We start from the raw sequence: 21,477 nt of genomic DNA, 5'->3' as shown, positions 1-21,477 counted from the left end.
ATAGAGATAAATCGGAATCATTCTGAATTAAAATAGGTGAGATGCTATGAATAATATATTGGAAATAGAAGGGCTAACGTTTCGATATGAAGATCGAAACGTGTTAGAAGATATTAATTTGCAAGTTCCGAAGGGAGCTTTTTTAGGTTTAGTTGGACCGAATGGTTCAGGGAAATCGACTTTACTTAAATGTTTATTGGGTGTTTTAAAGCCGAAGCAAGGAAATATTCGATTGTTTGGCATTGATAGTAAAAAATTTAAAGAGTGGAATAAAGTTGGTTATGTATCCCAAAAGGCAAACAGCTTTAACTCAGGTTTCCCGGCAACTGTTTTTGAGGTCGTTTCAATGGGACTTGTGTCGAAAAAAGGTCTTTTTCGCTTTTTTACGAAAGACGATAAGGAAAAAGTAGAAAAAGCAATTGCTGATGTAGGTATGAGCGAGTTTCAAGGACGTAATATTGGAGAACTTTCTGGTGGACAACAACAACGTGTATTTATTGCTCGTGCACTTGTAAGTGATCCAGAATTGCTGATTTTGGACGAGCCTACTGTTGGGATCGATGTGAAAAATGTGGAAAGTTTCTATGAGATACTAGAGGACTTAAACAAAAGATTAGGAATCACGTTAATTCTTGTTACTCATGATATGGGAGCTGTTACTGAAAAAGTAACACATGTTGCATGCTTAAACCAACATTTGCATTTCCATGGGAATGTAGAGAAATTCCGAGAGTTAGAAGATGCAGAAATGTCGATTTTATATGGACATCATGTTCATCGCTTAGAACATGAACATGAGCATCACGGGAGGATATAATGATACAGGATTTTTTACAATATGATTTTTTACGTAATTCTTTATACGCGGGTATTTTAATAGGGCTTGTCGCACCGCTTATCGGCGTGTTCGTTGTGATTCGCCGCATGTCGCTTATTGCGGATGCATTAAGTCATGTGACGTTATCAGGAATTGCAGCAAGTTTATTACTTGAAAAGACAATCTTTACCGGTGGTTTTTTAAACCCTTTATATATGGGAATGTTTTTTTCGATCGGTGGAGCATTGCTAATTGAAAAATTACGTACTGTATATAAACATTATCAAGAGTTGGCAATTCCAATTATACTTTCAGCTGGGATGGGGATTGGAGTTATCTTCATTTCACTTGCTAATGGATTCAATACGGATTTATTTAGTTATTTATTTGGTAGTGTAAGTGCTGTAACAAGCGCGGATTTAATTATTATTGGTATAGTAGCAATTGTTGTTATTGCAACGATTGTTTTATTATACAAAGAGTTGTTTTTACTATCATTTGATGAGGAATACGCTGTATCAACCGGTTTGAGTGCAAAGTGGATTCACTTTATCTTCATTATATTAGTTGCTCTTGTAATTGCCGTATCAATGCGTGTTGTAGGTGTTCTTCTCGTATCATCTTTAATGACGTTACCAGTTGCAGCAAGTATTCGTATTGCAAAAGGATTTAAACAAACAATTTTCTTTTCCATTTTATTTGGTGAAATTGCCGTAATTGGTGGAATGTTTGCTTCGTATCAACTTAATCTAGCACCAGGTGGTACAATTGTTATGATAGCGGTTCTTATTTTAATCGGTGCAATTTTATGGAAGAAGAAAAAAACTGCATAAAGTAGGGATAGGTATGAATCTAACAGAAGCTTTACGCCTAATGAAGGAAAAAGGATACAAACATACGGGGAAAAGGGAAGAGATGCTAAGATTATTCGCGGCGCATAATCGTTATTTAACTGCGAAAGATGTTTTAGAACATATGAAGGATGATTATCCAGGGCTTAGTTTTGATACGATTTATCGTAACTTAACGGTTTTTGCTGAAATTGGTGTTTTAGAGCAAACGGAATTAAGTGGTGAAAAACATTTTCGTTTTACATGCTCTATTATGGAACATCATCACCATTTCATTTGTTTAGATTGTGGTGGTACGAAAGAAATTACTTCCTGCCCAATGGATTTTATGAATAAAAATTTTAAAGGTTATGAGGTAACGGGGCATAAGTTTGAAATATATGGTCGTTGCCCAAAATGTGCTAAATGAGAAACTCGTCGGTTATATAACTGACGAGTTTTTCATTTAAATGTAAAAAGAAGGTTGTTCACAAAAATTGTGGACAACCTTCTTTTTTATTGTTCTTGTGTTTCTTTTTCTTTATCTCGTTCGGCAGCCATTTCAGCAGCGATTACATCGATTTCTTTTTTCAGTTCTTCTACCATTGTTTCTTCCGGTACTTTACGAACGACTTGCCCTTTACGGAATAATAAACCTTCTCCGCGTGCACCTGCAATACCGATATCAGCTTCACGAGCTTCACCAGGACCGTTTACGGCGCAGCCAAGTACTGCAACCTTAATTGGAACTTGAAGTGTAGAGATGTATTCCTCCACTTCATTAGCGATGCTAATTAGGTCAATTTCAATACGACCACAAGTTGGACAAGAAATAAGTGTTGCGGCATTAGATGCAAGACCGAATGACTTTAATAGTTCACGAGCAACTTTTACTTCTTCCACTGGATCAGCACTTAATGAGATACGAAGTGTATTTCCGATGCCTTTACTTAAAATTGCTCCAAGACCAGCGGCGCTTTTTACAGTTCCAGCAAACAATGTTCCTGATTCTGTAATACCTAAATGTAATGGATAATCAAAAGCACGAGCAGCTTTTTCGTATGCTTCAATTGCTAAGTTAACATCAGAGGCTTTCATTGATACGATAATATCGTGGAAATCTAAGTCCTCTAAAATTTTAATATGGTGTAGTGCGCTCTCAACCATACCGTCAGCAGTTGGGTATCCATATTTTTCTAAAATGTGACGTTCTAATGAACCAGCATTTACACCGATACGGATTGGAATACCGCGCTCTTTCGCAGCGTTTACAACAGCTTCTACTTTATGGCGACGTCCAATGTTACCTGGATTGATACGTACTTTATCAATGCCGCCTTCGATTGCTTTTAAAGCAAGGCGATAATCAAAATGAATATCAGCAACAAGTGGAATGTTGATTTGTTTTTTAATATCAGCAATAGCATTTGCTGCGCGTTCGTCTGGAACAGCAACACGGACGACTTGACAGCCAGCTTCTTCTAAACGTTTAATTTCAGCAACTGTAGCCTCAACATCATGTGTTTTTGTTGTCGTCATACTTTGTATAATTAATTCATTGTTACCGCCAATTGTTAAATTACCGACTTTAACTGGACGTGTTTTTGTACGATGAGTCATTTCATTCACGAATAGATCGCTCTCCTTATAAAAGAAGTTTCTTATTTTAGTCCCTTACATCAATGATAGTATGTGTGAGAAAGGGCTATAGAAACCAAAGTACTCGGTTTCACTTTTACTATTGTATCAGCGCCTTTATATAATTGACAAGGATTAAGTGATTACTTATTGATATAAGGGGAATTTATAAGACTTTCCAACTTGAATTTTTGTGGCAGATGTATTTTTATTTAATTGTTTAAAATCATCAATTACCTTTTCAATAGAAGGAATTTTTTTCTTATTAATTGCTTCTGTAATAGAAAGAACCGTATCACCAGTTTTTACTTCAATTGCTTTATACGCTGCATCTGCTTCTTTTTCTGTTTCTTTCTCTTTATTTTGTTTTGTATCTGTATTTTCTTTATTTATTGTTTGGGCAGCAGTTGTTTTTTTGTATGAACTTAACATCGGTAAAGTACCGATTTTTATATCGTAATAAAATATATAACCGAGAACAAGCACGAATAAGAGTATACCTAATCTCTTCATATCCTTCACTCCTTTGCTAGGAATATATGCTTGTCCAAAAAAAAAATGCCTATTTAGGCATTTTTTTTATAATTCTTGTTTTTCTTTCGGTTTTGGAACTTCTTTAATCGTTAAGTATAGAACGATTAAAACAACTGCAATGTAAATAAACGTTGCACCAGGTACGTTTATTTTGAATAAATCCATAATCATAAAGAAGATTGTTGGAATTGTGTAGCTGTAAGCAGTTAATGTCCAAACTTGTTTATAAGATAATTTGCGCTGACCACTCATGGCAGAACCGATGAAGGCAAGTAACGTAACTCCTACAAAGGTAATAAATAATTGGAACAAATACAGTAAAAACCCAATAATGAATAATAAGATTGGATAAATACTGTCAAATAACGAAATGAAATCTTGTAAATCTTTCTTCTCAAGAGATGCACCTAATAAGTCATTATAGGAGTATGTTTGTGTTTGGCCATTTCCCATGGAGACTACTTTATCTTTTAAAACAAATAAACCTGTTTTATTTTGATATTTTTCTAGGTCTGTTGAATTTGGATCAAATACGAAAAGTGCATTTCCATCTTCTTTTTCGATAGGTTGATCGATATCAGCTTTGAGCTCACCATTTTCAATTTTAAAATCAGGTAAATCTTTTTCGATTACTTGATTTACCATGTTAACGCCATCTTGAATAACGCTACCGTACAAGAAAGTTCTTGGAATAGTAGTGATTAGGCAAAGGAGCATAATATACAAAATGGTTTTACCGATTTTTTGAAATCGGAAAAGCGCCATATCTTTAGGCGAATATACGCTTTTTGCTATTTGGGTAAATATGGACATAGATTCACTTCCTTTATGTATGTATAAAATCATTGTAACGTACGAATCTAGAGAAGCTCAAGATATATTATATTTACATATAGTAGAGAGGACTAAATTTCTTCTTATTAATTTTCTACTTTTGAAGAAGAAAAATACAATTGACACTTTTCTTTTGTATATGGTAAATTTATCTTACATTTCTCAAACAAAATATCCGATAGGAATTTAGTTGTTTTTCAATGTCACATACATAATTGTGGACCCTTAGCTCAGCTGGTTAGAGCAGACGGCTCATAACCGTCCGGTCGTAGGTTCGAGTCCTACAGGGTCCATATCCATTTCACATGTTTATTATGTCAGCAGGAAGCTTCCTTGTAGAAGGGAGCTTTTTTTACGGAATATATGAGCATTTTAATTGAAAAGAAGTGGGAATTTTGCTACTTTAATGATAGCAAGACAAAGCGATTTAGTTGTTTGCACCCTATGGCAATTAGGGTAGAATGAAGTTGTATGTCACATATGTAGTGACAATACATAAACCGGGAGGAATATAACAATGGCAAAACACGAATTACCAAATTTACCTTATGCGTATGATGCTTTAGAACCTCACTTTGATAAAGAAACAATGAACATCCATCATACAAAACATCACAACACGTATATTACAAACTTAAACGCTGCTTTAGAAGGTCATGCAGAATTAGCTGACAAAAGCGTTGAAGAATTAGTTGCAAACTTAAACGAAGTACCAGAAGCAATCCGTACAGCAGTACGTAACAATGGTGGCGGACATGCTAACCATACATTCTTCTGGACAATCCTATCTCCAAACGGTGGCGGACAACCAGTAGGCGAACTTGCAACTGCGATTGAAGCGAAATTCGGTAGCTTCGATGCATTCAAAGAAGAATTCGCAAAAGCTGGCGCAACTCGCTTCGGTTCTGGTTGGGCATGGTTAGTAGTAAACAATGGTGAGCTAGAAGTAACAAGCACTCCAAACCAAGATTCTCCTCTAACTGAAGGTAAAACTCCAGTTATCGGTTTAGATGTTTGGGAGCATGCATACTACTTAAATTACCAAAACCGTCGTCCTGACTACATCGGTGCATTCTGGAACGTTGTAGATTGGAACGTTGCTGAAAAACTTTACCAAGAAGCAAAATAATTAAAGTTAATACAGATAGAAAAAAGCTAGGAGTTTTCTCCTAGCTTTTTCTATGCTCTCTTTTTACATAATTGGGCTTGTCTTTGGAAGACTAGAACATGAAGTAAAGGAGAGTTGTGTATGAAGTGGAAACATGTAATTGGTGATGTTGAAGTGAATCGAGATTTAGTATTATTGCTCGTTATAGGAGGTTTATACACGCTCGCAATTTCTTTATCGAATACGTTTGTAAACATTTATTTATGGAAGCAAACACAAAATTATGTGAATCTGGGCTTGTATAATTTGGCCAGCGTTGTATTGCAACCTCTAACATTTCTTGTGGGCGGGAAATTAGCGAAGCGTATTGATCGCTCGATTTTATTGCGAATAGGCGTAGGCACGTTAGCTGTTTTTTTTATCGTTGTTTTAGTAGCGGGAAAAAGTGCATCTCACTATATTTTACTAATGGGAGCCCTTTTAGGAGTTGGTTACGGTTTTTATTGGCTCGCTTTTAACTTGTTGACATTTGAGATTACAGAACCAGAAACAAGAGATTTTTTTAACGGTTTTCTCGGACTTCTTACATCTTTCTCTGGAATGATTGGGCCGATAGCAGCAGGATATACAATTTCACGTATGGAAAAATGGAGTGGTTATACTGTCGTTTTCTTCCTCTCGCTAATGCTATTTGCGATTGCAGTCGTTCTAAGCTTTTTTTTATCGAAGAGGGAATGTGAAGGGCGCTATGAAATTGTGCAAGTATTGAAAGAGCGGCAAGTTGATAAAAACTGGGGAGGAATTACACGCGCTCACTTCTTCCAAGGTTTGAGAGAAGGAACGTTTATTTTCGTTATTTCGGTATACGTCTATTTAGCATCTGGTAGTGAGTTCGCATTAGGGAAGTATAGTTTAGTTAATTCAGCTGTATCATTTGTATGCTATTATTTAGTCGCACGTATGTTAAAGAAAGAATGGCGAAAAAAAGCAATTTTACTTGGTGGCATTATTTTATATGCGGTTGTATTTTTAGTTATTTTCAATGTTACATACACGAAATTACTTATTTATGCAGCATGTATCGCGATTGCATATCCTATTTTACTCGTTCCGTACGGATCCATGACATACGATGTAATTGGTAGAGCAAAACAGGCGAGAGAATGGCGTGTAGAATATGTAGTTGTCAGGGAATTATGGTTAAATGCCGGAAGAATTTGTTCCATTTTAAGTTTTTTATGTGCTGTAATATTCTTTCCTCCTGAAAAAAGTTTGCCGTTCTTACTATGTATTTTAGGAGCTGGACATTTTCTTATTTATTTTGCGGTTAAAAATGTCAAATATGATGAGGGAAATGCGAACAAAACAAGCGTTGTAGCGCAAGGAACCACGCAGAATCAAACTGAACCAGAAGGTTAACTTCTCGCTTGTTTTATGCTAGAATAGAAAAAGATGTAAGACAGCAGTGAGGGCACCTGTATGAAGGTGTCCCTTTCACATTACATAGCTGTTGGTAGAGGGGGTTTGTATGAGCAAGAAACAGAAGCAAACAAAGAAAAAGACCCACGTTCCTTTTCGATTAAACGTGTTGTTTTTTTGCGTATTTTTAATGTTCTCCGCGGTTATTGTAAGGCTCGGATACGTACAAATTGTTCGCGGTGAGGAATATAAAAATGAAGTTGAGAAAAAAGAAAATTCAACGATTAGTAATCCTGTACCGCGCGGGAAAATATTTGATCGTAATGGACAACCTGTCGTAGATAATGAGCCTATTCGTACCATTACATTTACAAAAATGAAGGGATCAACTGCAGCGGATCGCTTAGAAACGGCGAAAAAGTTAGCAGATTTAATTGAAGTCCCAACAGATAAGTTAACAGATCGCGATAAAAAAGATTACTGGCTTTCTTTACATAAAGAAGAAGCAGATGGAAAAATCACAAAAAAAGATCGTGAAGAGCTTAAAGCGAATAAAATTGATGATAAAGAGCTAGATGAGCGTCAACGAAATCGTGTAACAGAAGAAGAGATTAATCAATTGTCAGCAAAAGATTTAGAAATACTGGCAATTAAAAGTAAGATGGAAAGCGGATATGCAATGACGCCGCAAATCGTTAAAAAAGGTGCAACAGAAGAAGAATACGCGATTATTAGTGAGAATTTAGCGAAGTTACCAGGTGTAGATACAAATGTTGACTGGGAGCGAAAATATAAGTATGATGATATGTTCCGAAGTGTACTTGGTGGTGTAACTTCTTCTGATGAGGGGTTACCGAGAGAGAGATTAGATTACTATCTTGTTCGCGATTATAATCGTAACGATCGCGTAGGGAAAAGTTATCTTGAGCAACAGTATGAAGATAGTTTACATGGTACAAAAGCTGAAGTGAAAAATATTACAGATAAAGACGGTAATATTTTAGAAACTATTAATGTGTCACAAGGACAACGAGGTAATGATCTCAATTTAACAATTGATATGGAATTACAGAAGCGTGTAGAAGAGATTATCACGAAAAATTTATTGAAATTTAAAGGGAGCGAACCCCTTTTAGACCGCGCATTCGTTGTAATGATGAATCCCAAAAATGGTGAAGTTTTATCTATGGCGGGGAAACAATTAGTGAATGAAGGCGGCGAAACGAAAGTAAATGACTTTGCGTTAGGTACCATGACAAGTACTTATCCGATGGGTTCAACTGTAAAAGGTGCAACATTACTTACTGGATATCAAACTGGTGCGATTCAGCCAGGGGCAGTACAATTAGATGAACCAATTAAATTAAAAGGTACACCTACGAAGTCATCTTGGAAAACGATGGGGTATATTAATGACCTTACAGCGTTAAAAATGTCTTCTAACGTTTATATGTTTAAAACAGCGATGAATATCGCTGGGGTTCCATATGTGCGAGGCGGTACGTTAGATATTCCGCAAAGCGCATTCGATACTATGCGTTACTATTTTGGTCAGTTTGGACTTGGTGTAAAAACAGGCATTGATTTACCAAATGAAACTGCTGGTCAAATAGGTAGAGGAAATCAACCAGGTTTCTTATTAGATTTAGCAATTGGACAGTATGATGCGTATACACCGCTTCAATTAGCGCAATATATTTCGACGATTGCCAATGGTGGATATCGTATGCAACCGCAAGTTGTAAAGGAAATTCGTCAGCCATCGGCGAAGCCAGAGGAAGTTGGAAAAGTTGTTCAATCCATGGAACCGAAAGTGTTAAATCGTGTTGATATGCCTGAATCGCAAATTAAACGTGTTCAAGAAGGATTTAGACAAGTGTTTAACGATTCAGGTGGTACAGCTACAAAATACTTTACAGGTGCACCATATAAGGCAGCTGGGAAAACGGGTACCGCTCAAACTGTGTATGGCGGAGATAAAGAGATTGGTAGAAATGCAAAAGGTGAGCGTATTGAAACATATAATTTAACATTAGTAGGTTATGCGCCACTTGAAGATCCAGAAGTAGCATTTTCTGTTGTTGTACCGTGGGTACATGATGATAAATCAGGAATTAATGGATATATTGGTCGTCAAATTATGGACGCTTACTTTGATTTGAAAAAACAAGCATTAACTGGTGAAGCTCCAAAAGATGAAAAAGAGAAAAAAAATAATACGCAAGATGATGAATAAAAAAGTTGTAAAAAAAGCACACTATCTGAAAAGATAGTGTGCTTTTTTTTATACCTTAAGCATATGGTTTAGTAAATGTGGACAAGCATAAAGTGTTAAAAAACAGCACATAGTTTCAAAAATAACAAGATTAATGCGTACCTTCTTATTTTGTCCTGCGTGATGGGAAGATAACAGTTTTATCCCGCAAAACCCGATTGGTGAGGGCTAATAATCAGTAGGGGATGGAAAACCCACACTGATTAAAGTTTCACTTTATGGGTGATTAGAAAAGCTCCTGCACTTAAATCACAAAACTTTAAATCAAATTTGTATATATAGTGATTTTTGTGGAACTTTACAAAACTTTTACAAACAATTAAAACCGAATTAATAGTTTAGCAGTATTCTTATATCTGTAATCCTGTTATTTCTGGTTACTTCTAGGAGGAAGAACACGTGAAATGGATGAGCGTTTCGATTAAAGTTTTGACATTATCGACATGTTTCCTTTGTTGTAGCATGTCTACTGCATTTGCTTCAAATGAAATGGGAGAAGTGAGAGTTGATGGATCCTCAACGGTTTTTCCTATTATAGAGGCAGTAGCAGAGGAATATACGAAGGTTCATCCAAACGTGAAAATTTCTATTAGTATTTCTGGGACAGGAGGAGGATTTAATCGTTTCAGTAAAGGAGAAGTAGATATAAACAATGCTTCGAGAGTGATGAAACAGGTAGAAGAAAATGCGATGAAGAAAAACGCTATTCAGTTTACACCGTTTGAGGTTGCTTACGATGGTCTTACGATTGTTGTAAATCGTCAAAATACGTGGGTAAACAATATGACGATAGATGAGTTACGTCTATTATGGAGTGAAGATGGATGCTTAAAACGGTGGTCACAAATTCATTCATCATGGCCGCGTGAACAAGTGAAATTTTATGCGCCAGGCGTAGACTCTGGTACTTATGACTATTTTCAAAATGTCATCTTACAAAAAAGTCGCCTTGTAAAAACGGTCTCTTTGTCTGAAGACGATCAAGTTATTATGCAAGGGGTAATGAATGATAAAAATGCCATTGCTTTTGTAGGATATGCTTATTATACGGCCAATCGAGATAAGGTGAAAGCAATAAAAGTGAATGGTGTATTTCCAACGAAAGAGACCATTCAGTCGGGTACGTATAAGCCATTATCTAGGCCGCTCTTTACTTATGTGAATCATGCATCTATCCGAAATAAAATTAGTGTAGCAAATTATGTTGAGTTTATGATTAAACATGTTGGAAAGCTTGCTGAAGAGGTCGGATATGTAAAATTACCAGAAGAAAAATATAATGAACAGCTGCGAATGTTAACAGAAATAAAAAGGTAATGTCAGGGTGGAAAGGGGTTTTCATCTTTGGCTCATAATGACAAAAGTCAAATTACATTTTCTGTACAACATTTGATTGAGAGAAATACAAATAGAAGAAGAAAAACGCAGCGAATCAATCGAATTGTTCCGTTAATACTAAAAGCAATTGCTAGCGTGTCCATTGTAACGACACTTGGAATTATTATTACGTTGGCAAATGAAACAATTATGTTTTTTCAAAAGATACCATTGTATTCTTTTTTGACTGAGAAAGAGTGGTTACCTTTTTTTGAAGATCCGAAATTCGGTATATTACCACTTATATGTGGAACAATTCTTGTAACAGCAATTGCTATGGTTGTAGCAATTCCTATTGGTTTAGGTTGTGCCGTATTTTTAAGTGAATATGCTTCAAATGGTGCCCGGAAAATACTAAAACCGTTGTTAGAACTATTAGCAGGCATCCCGACAATTGTATATGGCTTTTTCGCATTAACAGTTGTCACACCACTTTTACAACGGATTATACCAGATTTGCAGTTCTTTAATGCTATTAGCCCAGGCATCGTTATAGGTTTTATGATGATACCTACGATTGCGTCTCTCTCTGAAGATGCGATGAGAGCTGTGGCAAAAGGCATTAAAGAAGCCTCGTTAGCACTAGGAGCAACTCGTTTTGAGATGGTCAAACAAGTGGTGTTTCCATCGGCTTTTACAGGTATAATGGCAGCGATTATATTAGCAGCTTCTAGAGCAATTGGTGAAACGATGATTGTTGTTATTGCAGCCGGATCAACACCTAATGTATCGATAGATCCGACCCATTCCATTCAAACATTAACAGCATATATTGTACAAGTGAGTTTAGGGGATGCTCCGCACGGAACAATTACTTATTACAGCATGTATGCTGTAGGTGCGACGCTATTTATGTTTACTTTTTTTATGAATATTATTTCGCAATATATTATGCGCCGTTTTAGGAAGGTGACATAATATGCGGATGCTAAACCATAAAAAAATACAAGAAAATATGGCATCACGTTTTTTGAAAGATCGAATTTACAAGTTGTTTTTTTATATAGCAATTTTGTTTTCTGTAGCAATACTTTTTATATTGCTGTTTCAAATTTTTGAAAAAGGTATAAGTTATCTTTCAATAGATTTCTTTACAAACTTCGCGTCACGTAATCCGAAAGAAGCAGGGATTGCTGCTTCTTTATCAGGGACAGTATTATTTATGAGCATTGTTATACCGGTCTCTTTTATATTTGGAGTCGGAACAGCTCTTTATTTAGAGCATTACGCGAAGGACTCCGTCTTTAAAAAGTTAATAGAACTAAATAACCAAACGTTAGCAGGGGTACCTTCCGTTGTGTTTGGTTTACTCGGATTAACTATTTTTGTATATGCTCTCCACTTAGGAGAGAGCATAGTCGCGGCGGCACTGACAATGAGCTTGCTCGTCTTACCAACTGTTGTTGTAGCGAGTCAAGAAGCGATTCGAGCTGTACCGAGTTCATTATTAGAGGCTTCTTACGGATTAGGTGCTACGAAGTGGCAAACGATGTATCAAATTGTATTGCCGGCAGCTTTGCCAGGGATTGTAACGGGATGTACTTTAGCGGTATCGAGAGCAATTGGTGAAGCAGCACCATTGTTAGTTATTGGGGCACTTGCATTTGCAAATTATATTCCGTTCAGTATGCTTGATAGATTTACGGTTTTACCAATTCAAATTTTTAATTGGATGAGTAGACCACAAGAAGAATTTCAGTATGTAGCAGCAGCTGGGATGATTGTTTTGCTAGGATTGCTGCTCTTTATAAATATATTTGTCTTATGGTTACGAAATCGAAAATAAGTTGGAAGTGGATGAAAGGGGAATTCAAATGGTAGCAACAGTAGTAAATGTACAGGTGAAAAATGCAGAGAAAATCGAGACAGCACCAAAGAAAGTAGTATTTGATACGAAAAATTTAAACTTATGGTACGGAGAAGATCACGCTTTAAAAGATATCAATTTAAGTATTCATGAGAATGAAGTTACAGCAATTATCGGTCCAAGTGGTTGCGGTAAGTCAACGTACTTAAAAACGCTAAATCGAATGGTAGAGTTAGTGCCTATAGTTCGAACTACAGGTGTTATCGAATATAGGGAACGAAACATATTTGATAAGTCATATCCGGTTGAAGAATTGCGTACGCATGTGGGAATGGTGTTCCAAAAGCCAAATCCATTCCCAAAATCTATTTATGAAAATGTAGCATATGGTCCGAAAATTCATGGTATCCGTGACAAAAAAACACTTGATGAAATCGTTGAAAAAAGCTTGCGCGGGGCAGCGATTTGGGATGAGTTAAAAGACCGTTTGCATGATAACGCCTACGGTTTATCTGGTGGACAGCAACAACGTCTATGTATTGCACGCTGCTTAGCGATTGAGCCAGACGTTATTTTAATGGATGAGCCAACATCGGCGCTAGATCCAATTTCAACATTAAAAGTAGAAGAATTAATTCAGGAGTTAAAGAAAGATTTTAGTATTGTTATCGTAACGCACAACATGCAACAAGCAGCACGTATTTCAGATAAAACTGCTTTCTTCTTAAGTGGAGAAGTTGTGGAATATACAGATACAAACAAGTTATTTACAACACCTGCAGATAAGCGTACAGAAGACTACATTACAGGACGATTTGGTTGATATCGTTGTAAGGCTAAGAGTAAATGCCCTCTTAACAGAGGGCATTTCTCACTTTCACCTCATTTTAATAGGGGAGTAATATTTCTCTTTTCTCAAGGCTTAATAAACGTATAAGAGGCTGGGTAGGGAATTTATATATAATGGCACATAATATTGAGGGGGAAGAAACGATGGTAAGAGAACAGTTTCAATGTGATTTAAAAACGTTACAGCAAAAGGTGATTGAGCTTGGTGAGTTAGCAAGGGAAGCTTTATTAATTGCTATGGAAGGTCTTCACAACAGGGATGTAGAGAAAGCGTTAGAAGTCATTGATGGGGATTATCGCATGGATAATTTAGAAGAGGAAATAAATGATCTTGCGCTTATGCTTATTACAAAACAGCAGCCTGTAGCAAGTGATTTAAGAAGAATTTTCATTTCAATTAAAACAGCGACAGACTTAGAACGTATTGCAGACCATGCTGTTAATATTGCGAAATCAACAATTCGTCTTGGAGAAAAAGAAGTGGTTGTTAGCTTGCATAATCTTGAGGAAATGTTTGAGATTGCTCATAAAATGTTAAATTTAGCATTAGAAGCATACGAGCAAGAAAATTTAACTTTGGCTAAACAAATTGCTGAAATGGATGACTCAGTTGATGAAATATATGGAAAGGCGATTCGTGAATTTATATCTTCTATTCCTGGGCAACCAGAAGCGATTACACAAATTACACAACTATCCTTTGTTGCAAGATATATTGAGCGTGTAGCAGATCATATTACAAATATTGCTGAGAATGTATTTTATTTAGTAAAAGGAAAGCATTATTTATTGAATGAGTAGGGAAAAAAGTAGGTGATGAGAAATCACCTGCTTTTTTTAGTCAAAACATGACAAAAAAAGCTCGTTGTTTCCTTCAGTTTATGATGATAAGATGTATCATAATTAATGGAAAAATAAGTACATAATTGTTAATAATGTCTTATTAATAATTTTACCAAGTTAATAGTAAGCGCTTTCTTTTTGCTGGGATTTAAAAGATACATTCATGTATAAAGGGAAACTTAAATGAGTGGTTTTTATTTTTATCTCACACTGATTATTAGTCCGCAACAATCGGGCATTAACTGCCAGTTAATGCTGGGGAAATGATATACATATGGTATACGGAGTTATTGAACATTATATAAGTGGAGGCTGAAGTATATGAAGGGGGTTATTTTAGCTGGAGGAAAAGGGAGACGCCTTAGACCATTAACGTGTAATACTCCAAAACCGATGTTACCATTGTTAGAAAAACCAGTTCTTGAATACAATATTGAATTATTACGTCAGCATGGTATTCGTGAAATTGCAATTACAGTTCAATATATGAGTACGGCCATTAAGCAATACTTTGGTGATGGTAGTAAATGGGGAGTTGACTTGTATTATTTTGAAGACTCTCCTCCGCTTGGAACAGCAGGAAGCATTAAGCAAGCGGAAAGTTTTTTAGATGAAACATTTGTTGTTATTAGTGGGGATGCGTTAACTGACTTTCAATTGTCAGAAGGAATTGCATTTCATGAACAGAAGAAGAGAATGGTAACGATGTTTGCGAAAGAAGTAGAAAATCCACTCTCCTTTGGGTTAGTTGTAATGAATAAAGAACAAGAAGTTATACGATATATAGAGAAACCGAGTTGGAATGAGGTTGTTTCTAATGTTGTGAATACAGGTATTTATATAATGGAGCCGGAAATTTTTTCTTACATACCATCCATGGAATTTTTTGATTTCAGTCATGATGTGTTTCCGTTATTGGCAAATAAAAACGCGTTATTTGCATATTTATCAGAAGATTATTGGCTAGATATTGGTACATTCGATCAATATCGGCAAGCACAATTCGATTTGTTGACGAAAAAATTGAAAGTACCTATTCCATATACAGAAGTATTACCGATGGTGTGGATGGGAGAAGGTGTAACAATTGGGAAAGGGACGAAAATTCATGGTCCTTCTTTTATTGGAGAAGGAGCAATGATTGGTGCGGGGGCTGTAATTGAACCGTACTCTATTATCGGAAAAAATAGTATCGTTTCAAGTTATTCTCATCTTCAAAAAAGTATTGTTTTTGCGAATGCTCATATAGGAAAAAATTGTGAGTTATTAGAAACAACAATAGGAGAGCATACAATGGTCGAAGATGACGTTACACTCTTTCAAAAAAGCATTGTAGCGGACCATTGTCATATCGGGAAAAGTACAGTAATTAAGCAAAAAGGAAAACTATGGCCATATAAGGAGATAGATAGTCATTCAGTAGTAGGTTCTGCCGGTGTTCAAGAGAGTGAAAAGAGTGCAGGATGGCTACAAAAAAGCCGGATTGTAGGAAGAGGTAATGTTGAAATTACTCCTCAATTTATTGTGAAAGCTGCAATGGCTTATGGATCTCTTTTGACAAAGGGGGAGAGTATATTAATCGGAAGTCAGGAAAATATAGAAACAACTTCCTTTAAAAATTTATTCCTCCATGCCATTCATGGCATCGGGATTCATACGATGGAATGTAAAGAAATGAATGAGTCACTTTTTCAGTATGCCATTCATAATTTGCAATGTGCAGGTGGAGTTTTCATTCAAGTGGAAAACGAAAGAGGTATTGTAATACAGCTGTATGGTAAGGATGGCACGTTGTTGACGTATAAGCAGCAAAAAGCGATAGAACAAGTATATATGTCTGAGTCGTTTTATTACGTCTGTGAGAAAGAAATGGGACGAAATAAACAGGTTCACGTTTCTTTAAATAATTATGTAGAAGCTGTATTAGAGCGCATTGATATTGAAACGATACAAAAACAGAGGTTTCATCTTCTTATTAATAAGAGAAATGATATGTTACAACATTTACTTATGCTCTTTCTACAAAGGCTTGGGTGCACAGTTACATGGATTTATGCGAGTGAACAAAAAGATCATGTGAAAGCTTTGATGAAATCGAGTAAAGCAAATATGGCGCTTATGTTCTCTGAACACGGAAATCACTTCGAATTATATGATAATCATAGTAATATTTACCAAGGGACTGATTTTGAAGAAGTAGGTATTCCAGATTTATTACTCGAATCTGCAGGTAATATTTACCCAATGTCTTTGAAGTTAGGAGAATGTTATCTTCTCTTTTATATGCATGATGAAAAAAAACCTTTTCAAATAAGATGGAAGAGAGATATTTTATATCGAATTGGAAAATTATTTGAATTAATAGCGTTGCAAGGAAAAACGTTACTTAGCATAGTAGAGAAATCACCTCCACTTTATCTACTTTATGATGAAGTTGTATGTTCGTGGAAAGAAAAAGGGGAAGTAATGAGGAAATTATTGGACGATATGGAAAGAAAAGAAGAAGGGATATTAGAAGGAATACAGTTCAAATATACAGAAAAAGAGTGGTCTTATATCGTTTCTGATACAAAACAACCAAAATTTTTGGTGTATTCACATGCTAGAAACCCATTAATAGCAAGGGAAAACATGAAAAATCTTATAGAAAAAATTAGACAATATCAAAAGGTGTAGAATTTTTATTTTAAAAGTGGTATTATAGTATAGTCTGATTTAAGTTATTAGTGACTGGAGGGAAATAAGAATGCGTGTGAATATTACTCTAGCATGTACAGAATGCGGAGATCGTAACTATATCTCAAAGAAAAATAAACGTAACAACGCTGAGCGTATTGAGCTTAAAAAGTATTGCAAGCGTGACAAGAAGTCTACGTTACACCGTGAAACAAAGTAAGCAGTAGGAATATTTTCCTACTGTTTCTTTTTTTTTATGCGATTCCTACGTTAAAAGTGATACACTATCTTCGTAGAGTAAAGTGTCACTGCAAGGGGGAAAAGTGTGTGAAGGAAGAGAAAATACGTTTGCGTAAACAAATAATAGTACACATGAATTCTTTATCAGAAGAACAGTATATAACTTTATCGGAACAAATTGCAGTTTCGTTGTATGTGCAAAAAGAGTGGGTTGAAGCTAAAACAATCGGAATAACTCTCTCAATGGAACATGAAGTGGATACATATCCTATTATTGAAAAAGCGTGGAAAGAAGGAAAGAAAGTAGTTGTCCCAAAATGTAATAGAGGGACAAGGACGATGTCTTTCCGGCAAATTAGTAATTTTGAACAATTAGAAACGGTATATATGAATTTGCGTGAACCGATCCCTATGCTTACAGAAGAAGTGAATGCAGAAGAAGTTGATCTTCAAATCGTACCAGGCGTAGCTTATACGCAGCGAGGAGAACGGATTGGATATGGTGGGGGCTATTATGATCGTTACCTCGTGCATTATAAAGGGAAAACGCTATCATTAGCTTATGATTTTCAAATAGTAAAACATATTCCGGTAGAGCCATTTGATAAAAATGTAGAAAAAATTATTACAGAAAAAGGAACAATGGTTATAAATGGGCTTGTATAGACAAATAAAAATTGACGAGACTTTTTCTTCTTGATTATAATAAAATATGTGAACGTTTTCTTATTATAATTTTTTATAGTAAGTGAGCATAGAGGGTGATAAAATGATATCCATTTATGATATTCAGCAATTGTTAAAGAAATTTGGCACGATTATTTATACGGGTGATCGGATCGCTGATTTACAATTAATGCAAGATGAGCTACGTGAATTAAATCAATCACAGCTAATCGATCCACAAGACTATCAAACAGCTTTATTTTTGTTGAAGCAAGAAATTCAAAAAGAGATAAATAAGAATTAGATAAAGGTAGGTAAGCAGCATGGAAGAGAAATGGTTGGTTGGTGTTGACCTTGGTGGTACAACGATTAAATTAGCATTTATTAATGTGTACGGTGAAATTTTACATAAGTGGGAAATCCCTACGAATACAAATGAGCAAGGAAAACATATTACACTTGATGTAGCGAAAGCTATCGATAAAAAGTTAGAAGAGTTAGGTGAATTAAAAAGCAAGTTGATTGGTATTGGTATGGGAGCTCCTGGCCCTGTACATGTGGCATCTGGAATGATCTATGAAGCGGTTAATTTAGGATGGAAAAACTATCCGTTAAAAGATTTACTAGAAGTAGAAACAGGGTTACCTGTTGTTATTGATAATGATGCAAACTTAGCGGCGCTTGGTGAAATGTGGAAAGGTGCTGGTGAAGGAGCAAAAGATTTAATTTGTATGACACTTGGCACTGGTGTTGGTGGCGGTGTAATCGCCAATGGTGAGATTGTACACGGTGTAAGTGGTGCTGCCGGTGAGATTGGACATATTACAGTAGTAACAGAGAATGCTTTCCCATGTAATTGCGGGAAGTCTGGTTGCTTAGAAACAGTAGCATCTGCAACGGGTATTGTGCGTGTTGCTATGCAAAAAATACAAGAGACTGATAAAGAGAGTATGTTACGTTCTATGTTAGCAGAAGAGGGGCGTATTACATCAAAAGATGTATTTGAAGCACATGGACAAGGTGATGAACTAGCAGGCGAAGTAGTAGAAAAAGTAGCTTCTTATTTAGGATTAGCTGTAGCAAACCTTTCTAGTACGTTGAACCCTGAGAAAATTGTAATTGGTGGTGGCGTATCTAAAGCTGGTGACGCACTATTAGAGCCAATTCAACGCTACTTTGAGCAATATGCTTTCTCACGCGCTGTAAAGAGCACGAAGTTAGCCATTGCAACACTTGGCAATGATGCTGGTGTTATTGGAGGAGCGTGGCTTGTAAAAAAGCACAAATACGAGGCAAAGATGATATAAGTAGTGAAATATGAGAAGAGGAAGGGGCAGCCCTTCCTCTTTTTATGCAAAATCTTGATGAAGAATAAAACTGCAAATGAATTAAGCTGCAAATGAATTAAGCTGTTGGTGGGTACCCACTATATAGAACAGTCATGATTGTAAACCATCCGAAAACGAGTACAGTTGCAATAGCAAAGCCGCTCGCGAATAAGTTTTTTTCACGAAGTGTTCTAAGTGTAGCAAATACAGCTAACAGAGTGACTAGCGCAAAAATAATAACAAGGCCCATACAATATCCTCCTCTGTCTACCCATTATTATAATGAGTTTTTGGAATATTTACTCTTTTATATTGTACATGTTTTAAAAATGGTTGTCGAGATAGCATCCTTTCTTTTCCTAAGAGAAAGAAATGTTGTATCATTAAAAGTAAGTTTAATAACTGGAGGAGATTTTTATATGAAATGGACACAAATGCCGTTAGGCCCATTACAAACAAATGCTTATATTTTAATGAACGATCAAAATGAGTGTATTATCTTTGATCCTGGTCATGAAGGAGAGAAACTTGTTACATATTTACAAGAAGAACAATTAAAACCGCTGGCGGTTTTATTAACACATGCTCATTTTGATCATATTGGTGCTGTTGATACGGTGAGAGACGCGTTCCATATTCCTGTATATGTACATAAAGAAGAAGCGGACTGGTTAGGGGATGCAACTGTGAATGGATCACAAATTTTTATGATGAACCGCAGTATTACAGCAAAACCTGCAGATCATATTATTGATGCAGAGGGTGCATTAACAATTGGTTCATTTAATTTTGAAATTTTTGAGACGCCAGGACATTCTCCAGGGAGCATTTCTTATTATAGTAAAGAGGCAAATGCTGTATTTTCTGGTGATGTATTATTCCAAATGAGCATCGGAAGAACAGATTTACCTGGCGGAAGTTTTGCTGAATTAATTGGAAGCATTGAAGAGAAATTATTTGTATTACCAGATGAAACAGCGGTTCTATGTGGACATGGCCCAGAAACAAGCGTTGGTTTTGAAAAAGAAAATAATCCATTTTTACAATAAGGAGTCATTATGGGGATGGAGCTCATTTTAAGAGAATGGATGGGGAAAGAGAAGGATTATTCAATTTCATATAGTACGTATATGAACCTCGTATTGTATACAGAAGAACATGGCTATTATATGAAGGAACGTGACAAGATTGGAAGGCAAGGGGATTTTTTTACAAGTAGCAACGTATCCTCTGTCTTTGCAAAAACTTTTGCTAGGTTTTTTATTCGTCTTGTTGAAAATGGTGAAGTTTCTCCAAATATTTGTGAGATTGGTGGGGGAACAGGAAAGTTTGCCTATGATGTTTTACAAGAATGGAAACAATTATCTCCGGAAACCTTTATCAATGTAAACTATTCAATTATTGAAGTGAGCCCTTTTCATAGAAAATTACAGCAGGAGAGTCTTTGCTCATTTAATAATGTGTCGTACTATACATCTTATATTGAAATAGGAGAGCCTTTCGAAGGGATTATTTTTTCGAATGAATTATTTGATGCGTTTCCTGTTGAAGTAGTTGAGAAAAGAAATGGAATTTTGTATGAAGTACGTATCACGTATACAGATGATGGGAACCTTGCAGAAGTATTTAGACCGATAGAGAAAAAAATCGGTCGTTACTTATTGAAATATAATATTCATATTGCGGAAGGACAGCGTTTTGAAGTGCCTATTGCAATGGAAGAGTATATAGAAGAGATTGCGAAATGGTTTCAAAAAGGTATATGTATTACAGTTGATTATGGATACACAAAAGAAGAATGGATGCATCCTGCACATCACGAAGGAAGTTTACGAGGGTATTACCAACATAAACTAATACGTAATCCTCTAGCACATCCAGGTGAAATGGATCTTACTACTCATATTCATTGGGATGAGCTGAAGGAGATTTTTAGCCTTCAAGGAATGAGTGTAGTATGGCATAAGAAGCAATCTGAGTTTTTGTTAGCTGCAGGAATATTAGAGCAGCTTACGAGTCATCAAGATACGAATCCTTTTTCTGAAACTCAAAAACAAAATCGAGCAGTTCGTTCTATGATTTTGAACGGAGGGTTAGGGAGTGCCTTTGATGTTGTTATACATACAAAAGATATGCAAAAATTACATTTGAATTGGTATTTAACAATATGAAAAAAACAAGACACAGCCTATTTCTGTGTCTTGTTTTTTAATACGACTTATGTAGTATTATATAT

The 21,477-nt window shown here is 35.9% G+C and carries 22 protein-coding genes and 1 tRNA gene; 19 read left to right on the top strand and 4 right to left on the bottom strand.

Features of this window, described 5'->3' with window-relative positions; genetic code table 11:
• Positions 1-46 precede the first annotated feature (46 nt).
• From ACTFQM_RS16395 to ACTFQM_RS16385, 3 genes are read left to right on the top strand one after another with little or no spacing between them, the layout of a single operon-like run.
• Positions 47-817: a metal ABC transporter ATP-binding protein gene (locus ACTFQM_RS16395; RefSeq protein ID WP_002173486.1), complete on the top strand. Its 771-nt coding sequence runs from the start codon at positions 47-49 to the stop codon at positions 815-817.
• Positions 817-1,650, top strand: a complete 834-nt coding sequence (locus ACTFQM_RS16390; protein ID WP_002173485.1) for a metal ABC transporter permease — start codon at positions 817-819, stop codon at positions 1,648-1,650. The genes ACTFQM_RS16395 and ACTFQM_RS16390 overlap by 1 nt, the downstream gene beginning before the upstream one ends.
• A 13-nt stretch (positions 1,651-1,663) precedes the next feature.
• Positions 1,664-2,077, top strand: coding sequence for a Fur family transcriptional regulator (locus tag ACTFQM_RS16385; protein WP_440035229.1), 414 nt, complete (start codon positions 1,664-1,666; stop codon positions 2,075-2,077).
• A gap of 86 nt (positions 2,078-2,163) precedes the next feature.
• Here ACTFQM_RS16385 and ispG read toward each other — a convergent pair whose 3' ends face one another.
• The 3 genes from ispG to yqgB form a co-directional block, all read right to left on the bottom strand.
• The gene (gene ispG / locus ACTFQM_RS16380) at positions 2,164-3,267 is read right to left on the bottom strand and encodes a flavodoxin-dependent (E)-4-hydroxy-3-methylbut-2-enyl-diphosphate synthase (RefSeq protein WP_162861751.1); all 1,104 of its coding nucleotides are present in this window, start codon (positions 3,265-3,267) and stop codon (positions 2,164-2,166) included.
• Positions 3,268-3,432: 165 nt separating this feature from the next.
• Positions 3,433-3,798: a hypothetical protein gene (locus ACTFQM_RS16375; protein WP_002173482.1), complete on the bottom strand. Its 366-nt coding sequence runs from the start codon at positions 3,796-3,798 to the stop codon at positions 3,433-3,435.
• A 66-nt stretch (positions 3,799-3,864) separates the two neighbouring features.
• Entirely contained in the window at positions 3,865-4,632 is a 768-nt protein-coding gene (yqgB, locus tag ACTFQM_RS16370) for a protein YqgB (protein ID WP_440035228.1), read from the bottom strand.
• Between the two features lie 240 nt (positions 4,633-4,872).
• Here yqgB and ACTFQM_RS16365 point away from each other — a divergent pair.
• The 14 genes from ACTFQM_RS16365 (at position 4,873) to glcK (ending at position 19,220) form a co-directional block, all read left to right on the top strand.
• Positions 4,873-4,946: transfer RNA gene (locus ACTFQM_RS16365), tRNA-Ile, on the top strand.
• Positions 4,947-5,170: 224 nt separating this feature from the next.
• Positions 5,171-5,782 carry a superoxide dismutase [Mn] gene (gene sodA, locus ACTFQM_RS16360; protein WP_001052033.1) on the top strand — a complete coding sequence of 204 codons (612 nt, stop codon included), beginning with the start codon at positions 5,171-5,173 and terminating at the stop codon, positions 5,780-5,782.
• A 120-nt stretch (positions 5,783-5,902) separates the two neighbouring features.
• Positions 5,903-7,180: an MFS transporter gene (locus ACTFQM_RS16355; RefSeq protein WP_440035227.1), complete on the top strand. Its 1,278-nt coding sequence runs from the start codon at positions 5,903-5,905 to the stop codon at positions 7,178-7,180.
• Positions 7,181-7,289: 109 nt separating this feature from the next.
• Entirely contained in the window at positions 7,290-9,416 is a 2,127-nt protein-coding gene (locus tag ACTFQM_RS16350) for a peptidoglycan D,D-transpeptidase FtsI family protein (RefSeq protein ID WP_440035225.1), read from the top strand.
• Positions 9,417-9,854: 438 nt separating this feature from the next.
• Positions 9,855-10,772, top strand: a complete 918-nt coding sequence (locus ACTFQM_RS16345) for a PstS family phosphate ABC transporter substrate-binding protein (RefSeq protein ID WP_440035223.1) — start codon at positions 9,855-9,857, stop codon at positions 10,770-10,772.
• 27 nt (positions 10,773-10,799) lie between these two features.
• Positions 10,800-11,750, top strand: a complete 951-nt coding sequence (pstC, locus tag ACTFQM_RS16340; protein WP_048374198.1) for a phosphate ABC transporter permease subunit PstC — start codon at positions 10,800-10,802, stop codon at positions 11,748-11,750.
• A gap of 1 nt (position 11,751) precedes the next feature.
• Entirely contained in the window at positions 11,752-12,618 is an 867-nt protein-coding gene (pstA, locus tag ACTFQM_RS16335) for a phosphate ABC transporter permease PstA (RefSeq protein ID WP_440035222.1), read from the top strand.
• A gap of 28 nt (positions 12,619-12,646) precedes the next feature.
• Entirely contained in the window at positions 12,647-13,462 is an 816-nt protein-coding gene (gene pstB / locus ACTFQM_RS16330; protein ID WP_002173474.1) for a phosphate ABC transporter ATP-binding protein, read from the top strand.
• Between the two features lie 170 nt (positions 13,463-13,632).
• Positions 13,633-14,289 carry a phosphate signaling complex protein PhoU gene (gene phoU, locus ACTFQM_RS16325; RefSeq protein WP_440035221.1) on the top strand — a complete coding sequence of 219 codons (657 nt, stop codon included), beginning with the start codon at positions 13,633-13,635 and terminating at the stop codon, positions 14,287-14,289.
• Positions 14,290-14,652: 363 nt separating this feature from the next.
• Positions 14,653-17,007 carry a sugar phosphate nucleotidyltransferase gene (locus ACTFQM_RS16320; protein WP_002173472.1) on the top strand — a complete coding sequence of 785 codons (2,355 nt, stop codon included), beginning with the start codon at positions 14,653-14,655 and terminating at the stop codon, positions 17,005-17,007.
• Positions 17,008-17,077: 70 nt separating this feature from the next.
• Positions 17,078-17,227: a 50S ribosomal protein L33 gene (rpmG, locus tag ACTFQM_RS16315; protein WP_001265616.1), complete on the top strand. Its 150-nt coding sequence runs from the start codon at positions 17,078-17,080 to the stop codon at positions 17,225-17,227.
• A 107-nt stretch (positions 17,228-17,334) separates the two neighbouring features.
• Positions 17,335-17,913, top strand: a complete 579-nt coding sequence (locus ACTFQM_RS16310) for a 5-formyltetrahydrofolate cyclo-ligase (RefSeq protein WP_440035219.1) — start codon at positions 17,335-17,337, stop codon at positions 17,911-17,913.
• 103 nt (positions 17,914-18,016) lie between these two features.
• Positions 18,017-18,217, top strand: a complete 201-nt coding sequence (locus ACTFQM_RS16305) for a YqgQ family protein (RefSeq protein WP_002173470.1) — start codon at positions 18,017-18,019, stop codon at positions 18,215-18,217.
• A 19-nt stretch (positions 18,218-18,236) separates the two neighbouring features.
• Positions 18,237-19,220 carry a glucokinase gene (gene glcK / locus ACTFQM_RS16300; RefSeq protein ID WP_002173469.1) on the top strand — a complete coding sequence of 328 codons (984 nt, stop codon included), beginning with the start codon at positions 18,237-18,239 and terminating at the stop codon, positions 19,218-19,220.
• A 97-nt stretch (positions 19,221-19,317) separates the two neighbouring features.
• On the opposite strand, the gene ACTFQM_RS16295 is transcribed toward glcK, so the two are convergent.
• Positions 19,318-19,491, bottom strand: a complete 174-nt coding sequence (locus ACTFQM_RS16295; RefSeq protein ID WP_025147434.1) for a DUF2759 domain-containing protein — start codon at positions 19,489-19,491, stop codon at positions 19,318-19,320.
• Positions 19,492-19,660: 169 nt separating this feature from the next.
• Between ACTFQM_RS16295 and ACTFQM_RS16290 the strand changes: the two genes are divergently transcribed.
• Both ACTFQM_RS16290 and ACTFQM_RS16285 read left to right on the top strand, forming a co-directional pair.
• The gene (locus ACTFQM_RS16290; RefSeq protein WP_440035217.1) at positions 19,661-20,290 is read left to right on the top strand and encodes an MBL fold metallo-hydrolase; all 630 of its coding nucleotides are present in this window, start codon (positions 19,661-19,663) and stop codon (positions 20,288-20,290) included.
• A 9-nt stretch (positions 20,291-20,299) separates the two neighbouring features.
• On the top strand, positions 20,300-21,412 hold the full coding sequence (locus ACTFQM_RS16285) for a class I SAM-dependent methyltransferase (RefSeq protein WP_440035216.1): 1,113 nt from the start codon (positions 20,300-20,302) through the stop codon (positions 21,410-21,412).
• The last annotated feature ends 65 nt before the right edge of the window (positions 21,413-21,477 follow it).

The sequence above is a fragment of the Bacillus cereus group sp. MYBK30-2 genome, assembly GCF_051915945.1.
Lineage (GTDB): Bacteria > Bacillota > Bacilli > Bacillales > Bacillaceae_G > Bacillus_A > Bacillus_A paramycoides.
The sequence above is the reverse complement of the archived record's forward strand: the minus strand, read 5'-3'. Positions and strand labels throughout refer to the sequence as shown.

Excerpts from the sequence above, each read along its gene's own strand:
- ACTFQM_RS16395 (WP_002173486.1), top strand. The coding sequence starts at position 47 with ATGAATAATATATTGGAAATAGAAGGGCTAACGTTTCGATATGAAGAT.
- ACTFQM_RS16390 (WP_002173485.1), top strand. The coding sequence starts at position 817 with ATGATACAGGATTTTTTACAATATGATTTTTTACGTAATTCTTTATAC.
- ACTFQM_RS16385 (WP_440035229.1), top strand. The coding sequence starts at position 1,664 with ATGAATCTAACAGAAGCTTTACGCCTAATGAAGGAAAAAGGATACAAA.
- ispG (WP_162861751.1), bottom strand. The coding sequence starts at position 3,267 with ATGACTCATCGTACAAAAACACGTCCAGTTAAAGTCGGTAATTTAACA.
- ACTFQM_RS16375 (WP_002173482.1), bottom strand. The coding sequence starts at position 3,798 with ATGAAGAGATTAGGTATACTCTTATTCGTGCTTGTTCTCGGTTATATA.
- yqgB (WP_440035228.1), bottom strand. The coding sequence starts at position 4,632 with ATGTCCATATTTACCCAAATAGCAAAAAGCGTATATTCGCCTAAAGAT.
- sodA (WP_001052033.1), top strand. The coding sequence starts at position 5,171 with ATGGCAAAACACGAATTACCAAATTTACCTTATGCGTATGATGCTTTA.
- ACTFQM_RS16355 (WP_440035227.1), top strand. The coding sequence starts at position 5,903 with ATGAAGTGGAAACATGTAATTGGTGATGTTGAAGTGAATCGAGATTTA.
- ACTFQM_RS16350 (WP_440035225.1), top strand. The coding sequence starts at position 7,290 with ATGAGCAAGAAACAGAAGCAAACAAAGAAAAAGACCCACGTTCCTTTT.
- pstA (WP_440035222.1), top strand. The coding sequence starts at position 11,752 with ATGCGGATGCTAAACCATAAAAAAATACAAGAAAATATGGCATCACGT.
- pstB (WP_002173474.1), top strand. The coding sequence starts at position 12,647 with ATGGTAGCAACAGTAGTAAATGTACAGGTGAAAAATGCAGAGAAAATC.
- phoU (WP_440035221.1), top strand. The coding sequence starts at position 13,633 with ATGGTAAGAGAACAGTTTCAATGTGATTTAAAAACGTTACAGCAAAAG.
- ACTFQM_RS16320 (WP_002173472.1), top strand. The coding sequence starts at position 14,653 with ATGAAGGGGGTTATTTTAGCTGGAGGAAAAGGGAGACGCCTTAGACCA.
- rpmG (WP_001265616.1), top strand. The coding sequence starts at position 17,078 with ATGCGTGTGAATATTACTCTAGCATGTACAGAATGCGGAGATCGTAAC.
- ACTFQM_RS16305 (WP_002173470.1), top strand. The coding sequence starts at position 18,017 with ATGATATCCATTTATGATATTCAGCAATTGTTAAAGAAATTTGGCACG.
- glcK (WP_002173469.1), top strand. The coding sequence starts at position 18,237 with ATGGAAGAGAAATGGTTGGTTGGTGTTGACCTTGGTGGTACAACGATT.
- ACTFQM_RS16295 (WP_025147434.1), bottom strand. The coding sequence starts at position 19,491 with ATGGGCCTTGTTATTATTTTTGCGCTAGTCACTCTGTTAGCTGTATTT.
- ACTFQM_RS16290 (WP_440035217.1), top strand. The coding sequence starts at position 19,661 with ATGAAATGGACACAAATGCCGTTAGGCCCATTACAAACAAATGCTTAT.
- ACTFQM_RS16285 (WP_440035216.1), top strand. The coding sequence starts at position 20,300 with ATGGGGATGGAGCTCATTTTAAGAGAATGGATGGGGAAAGAGAAGGAT.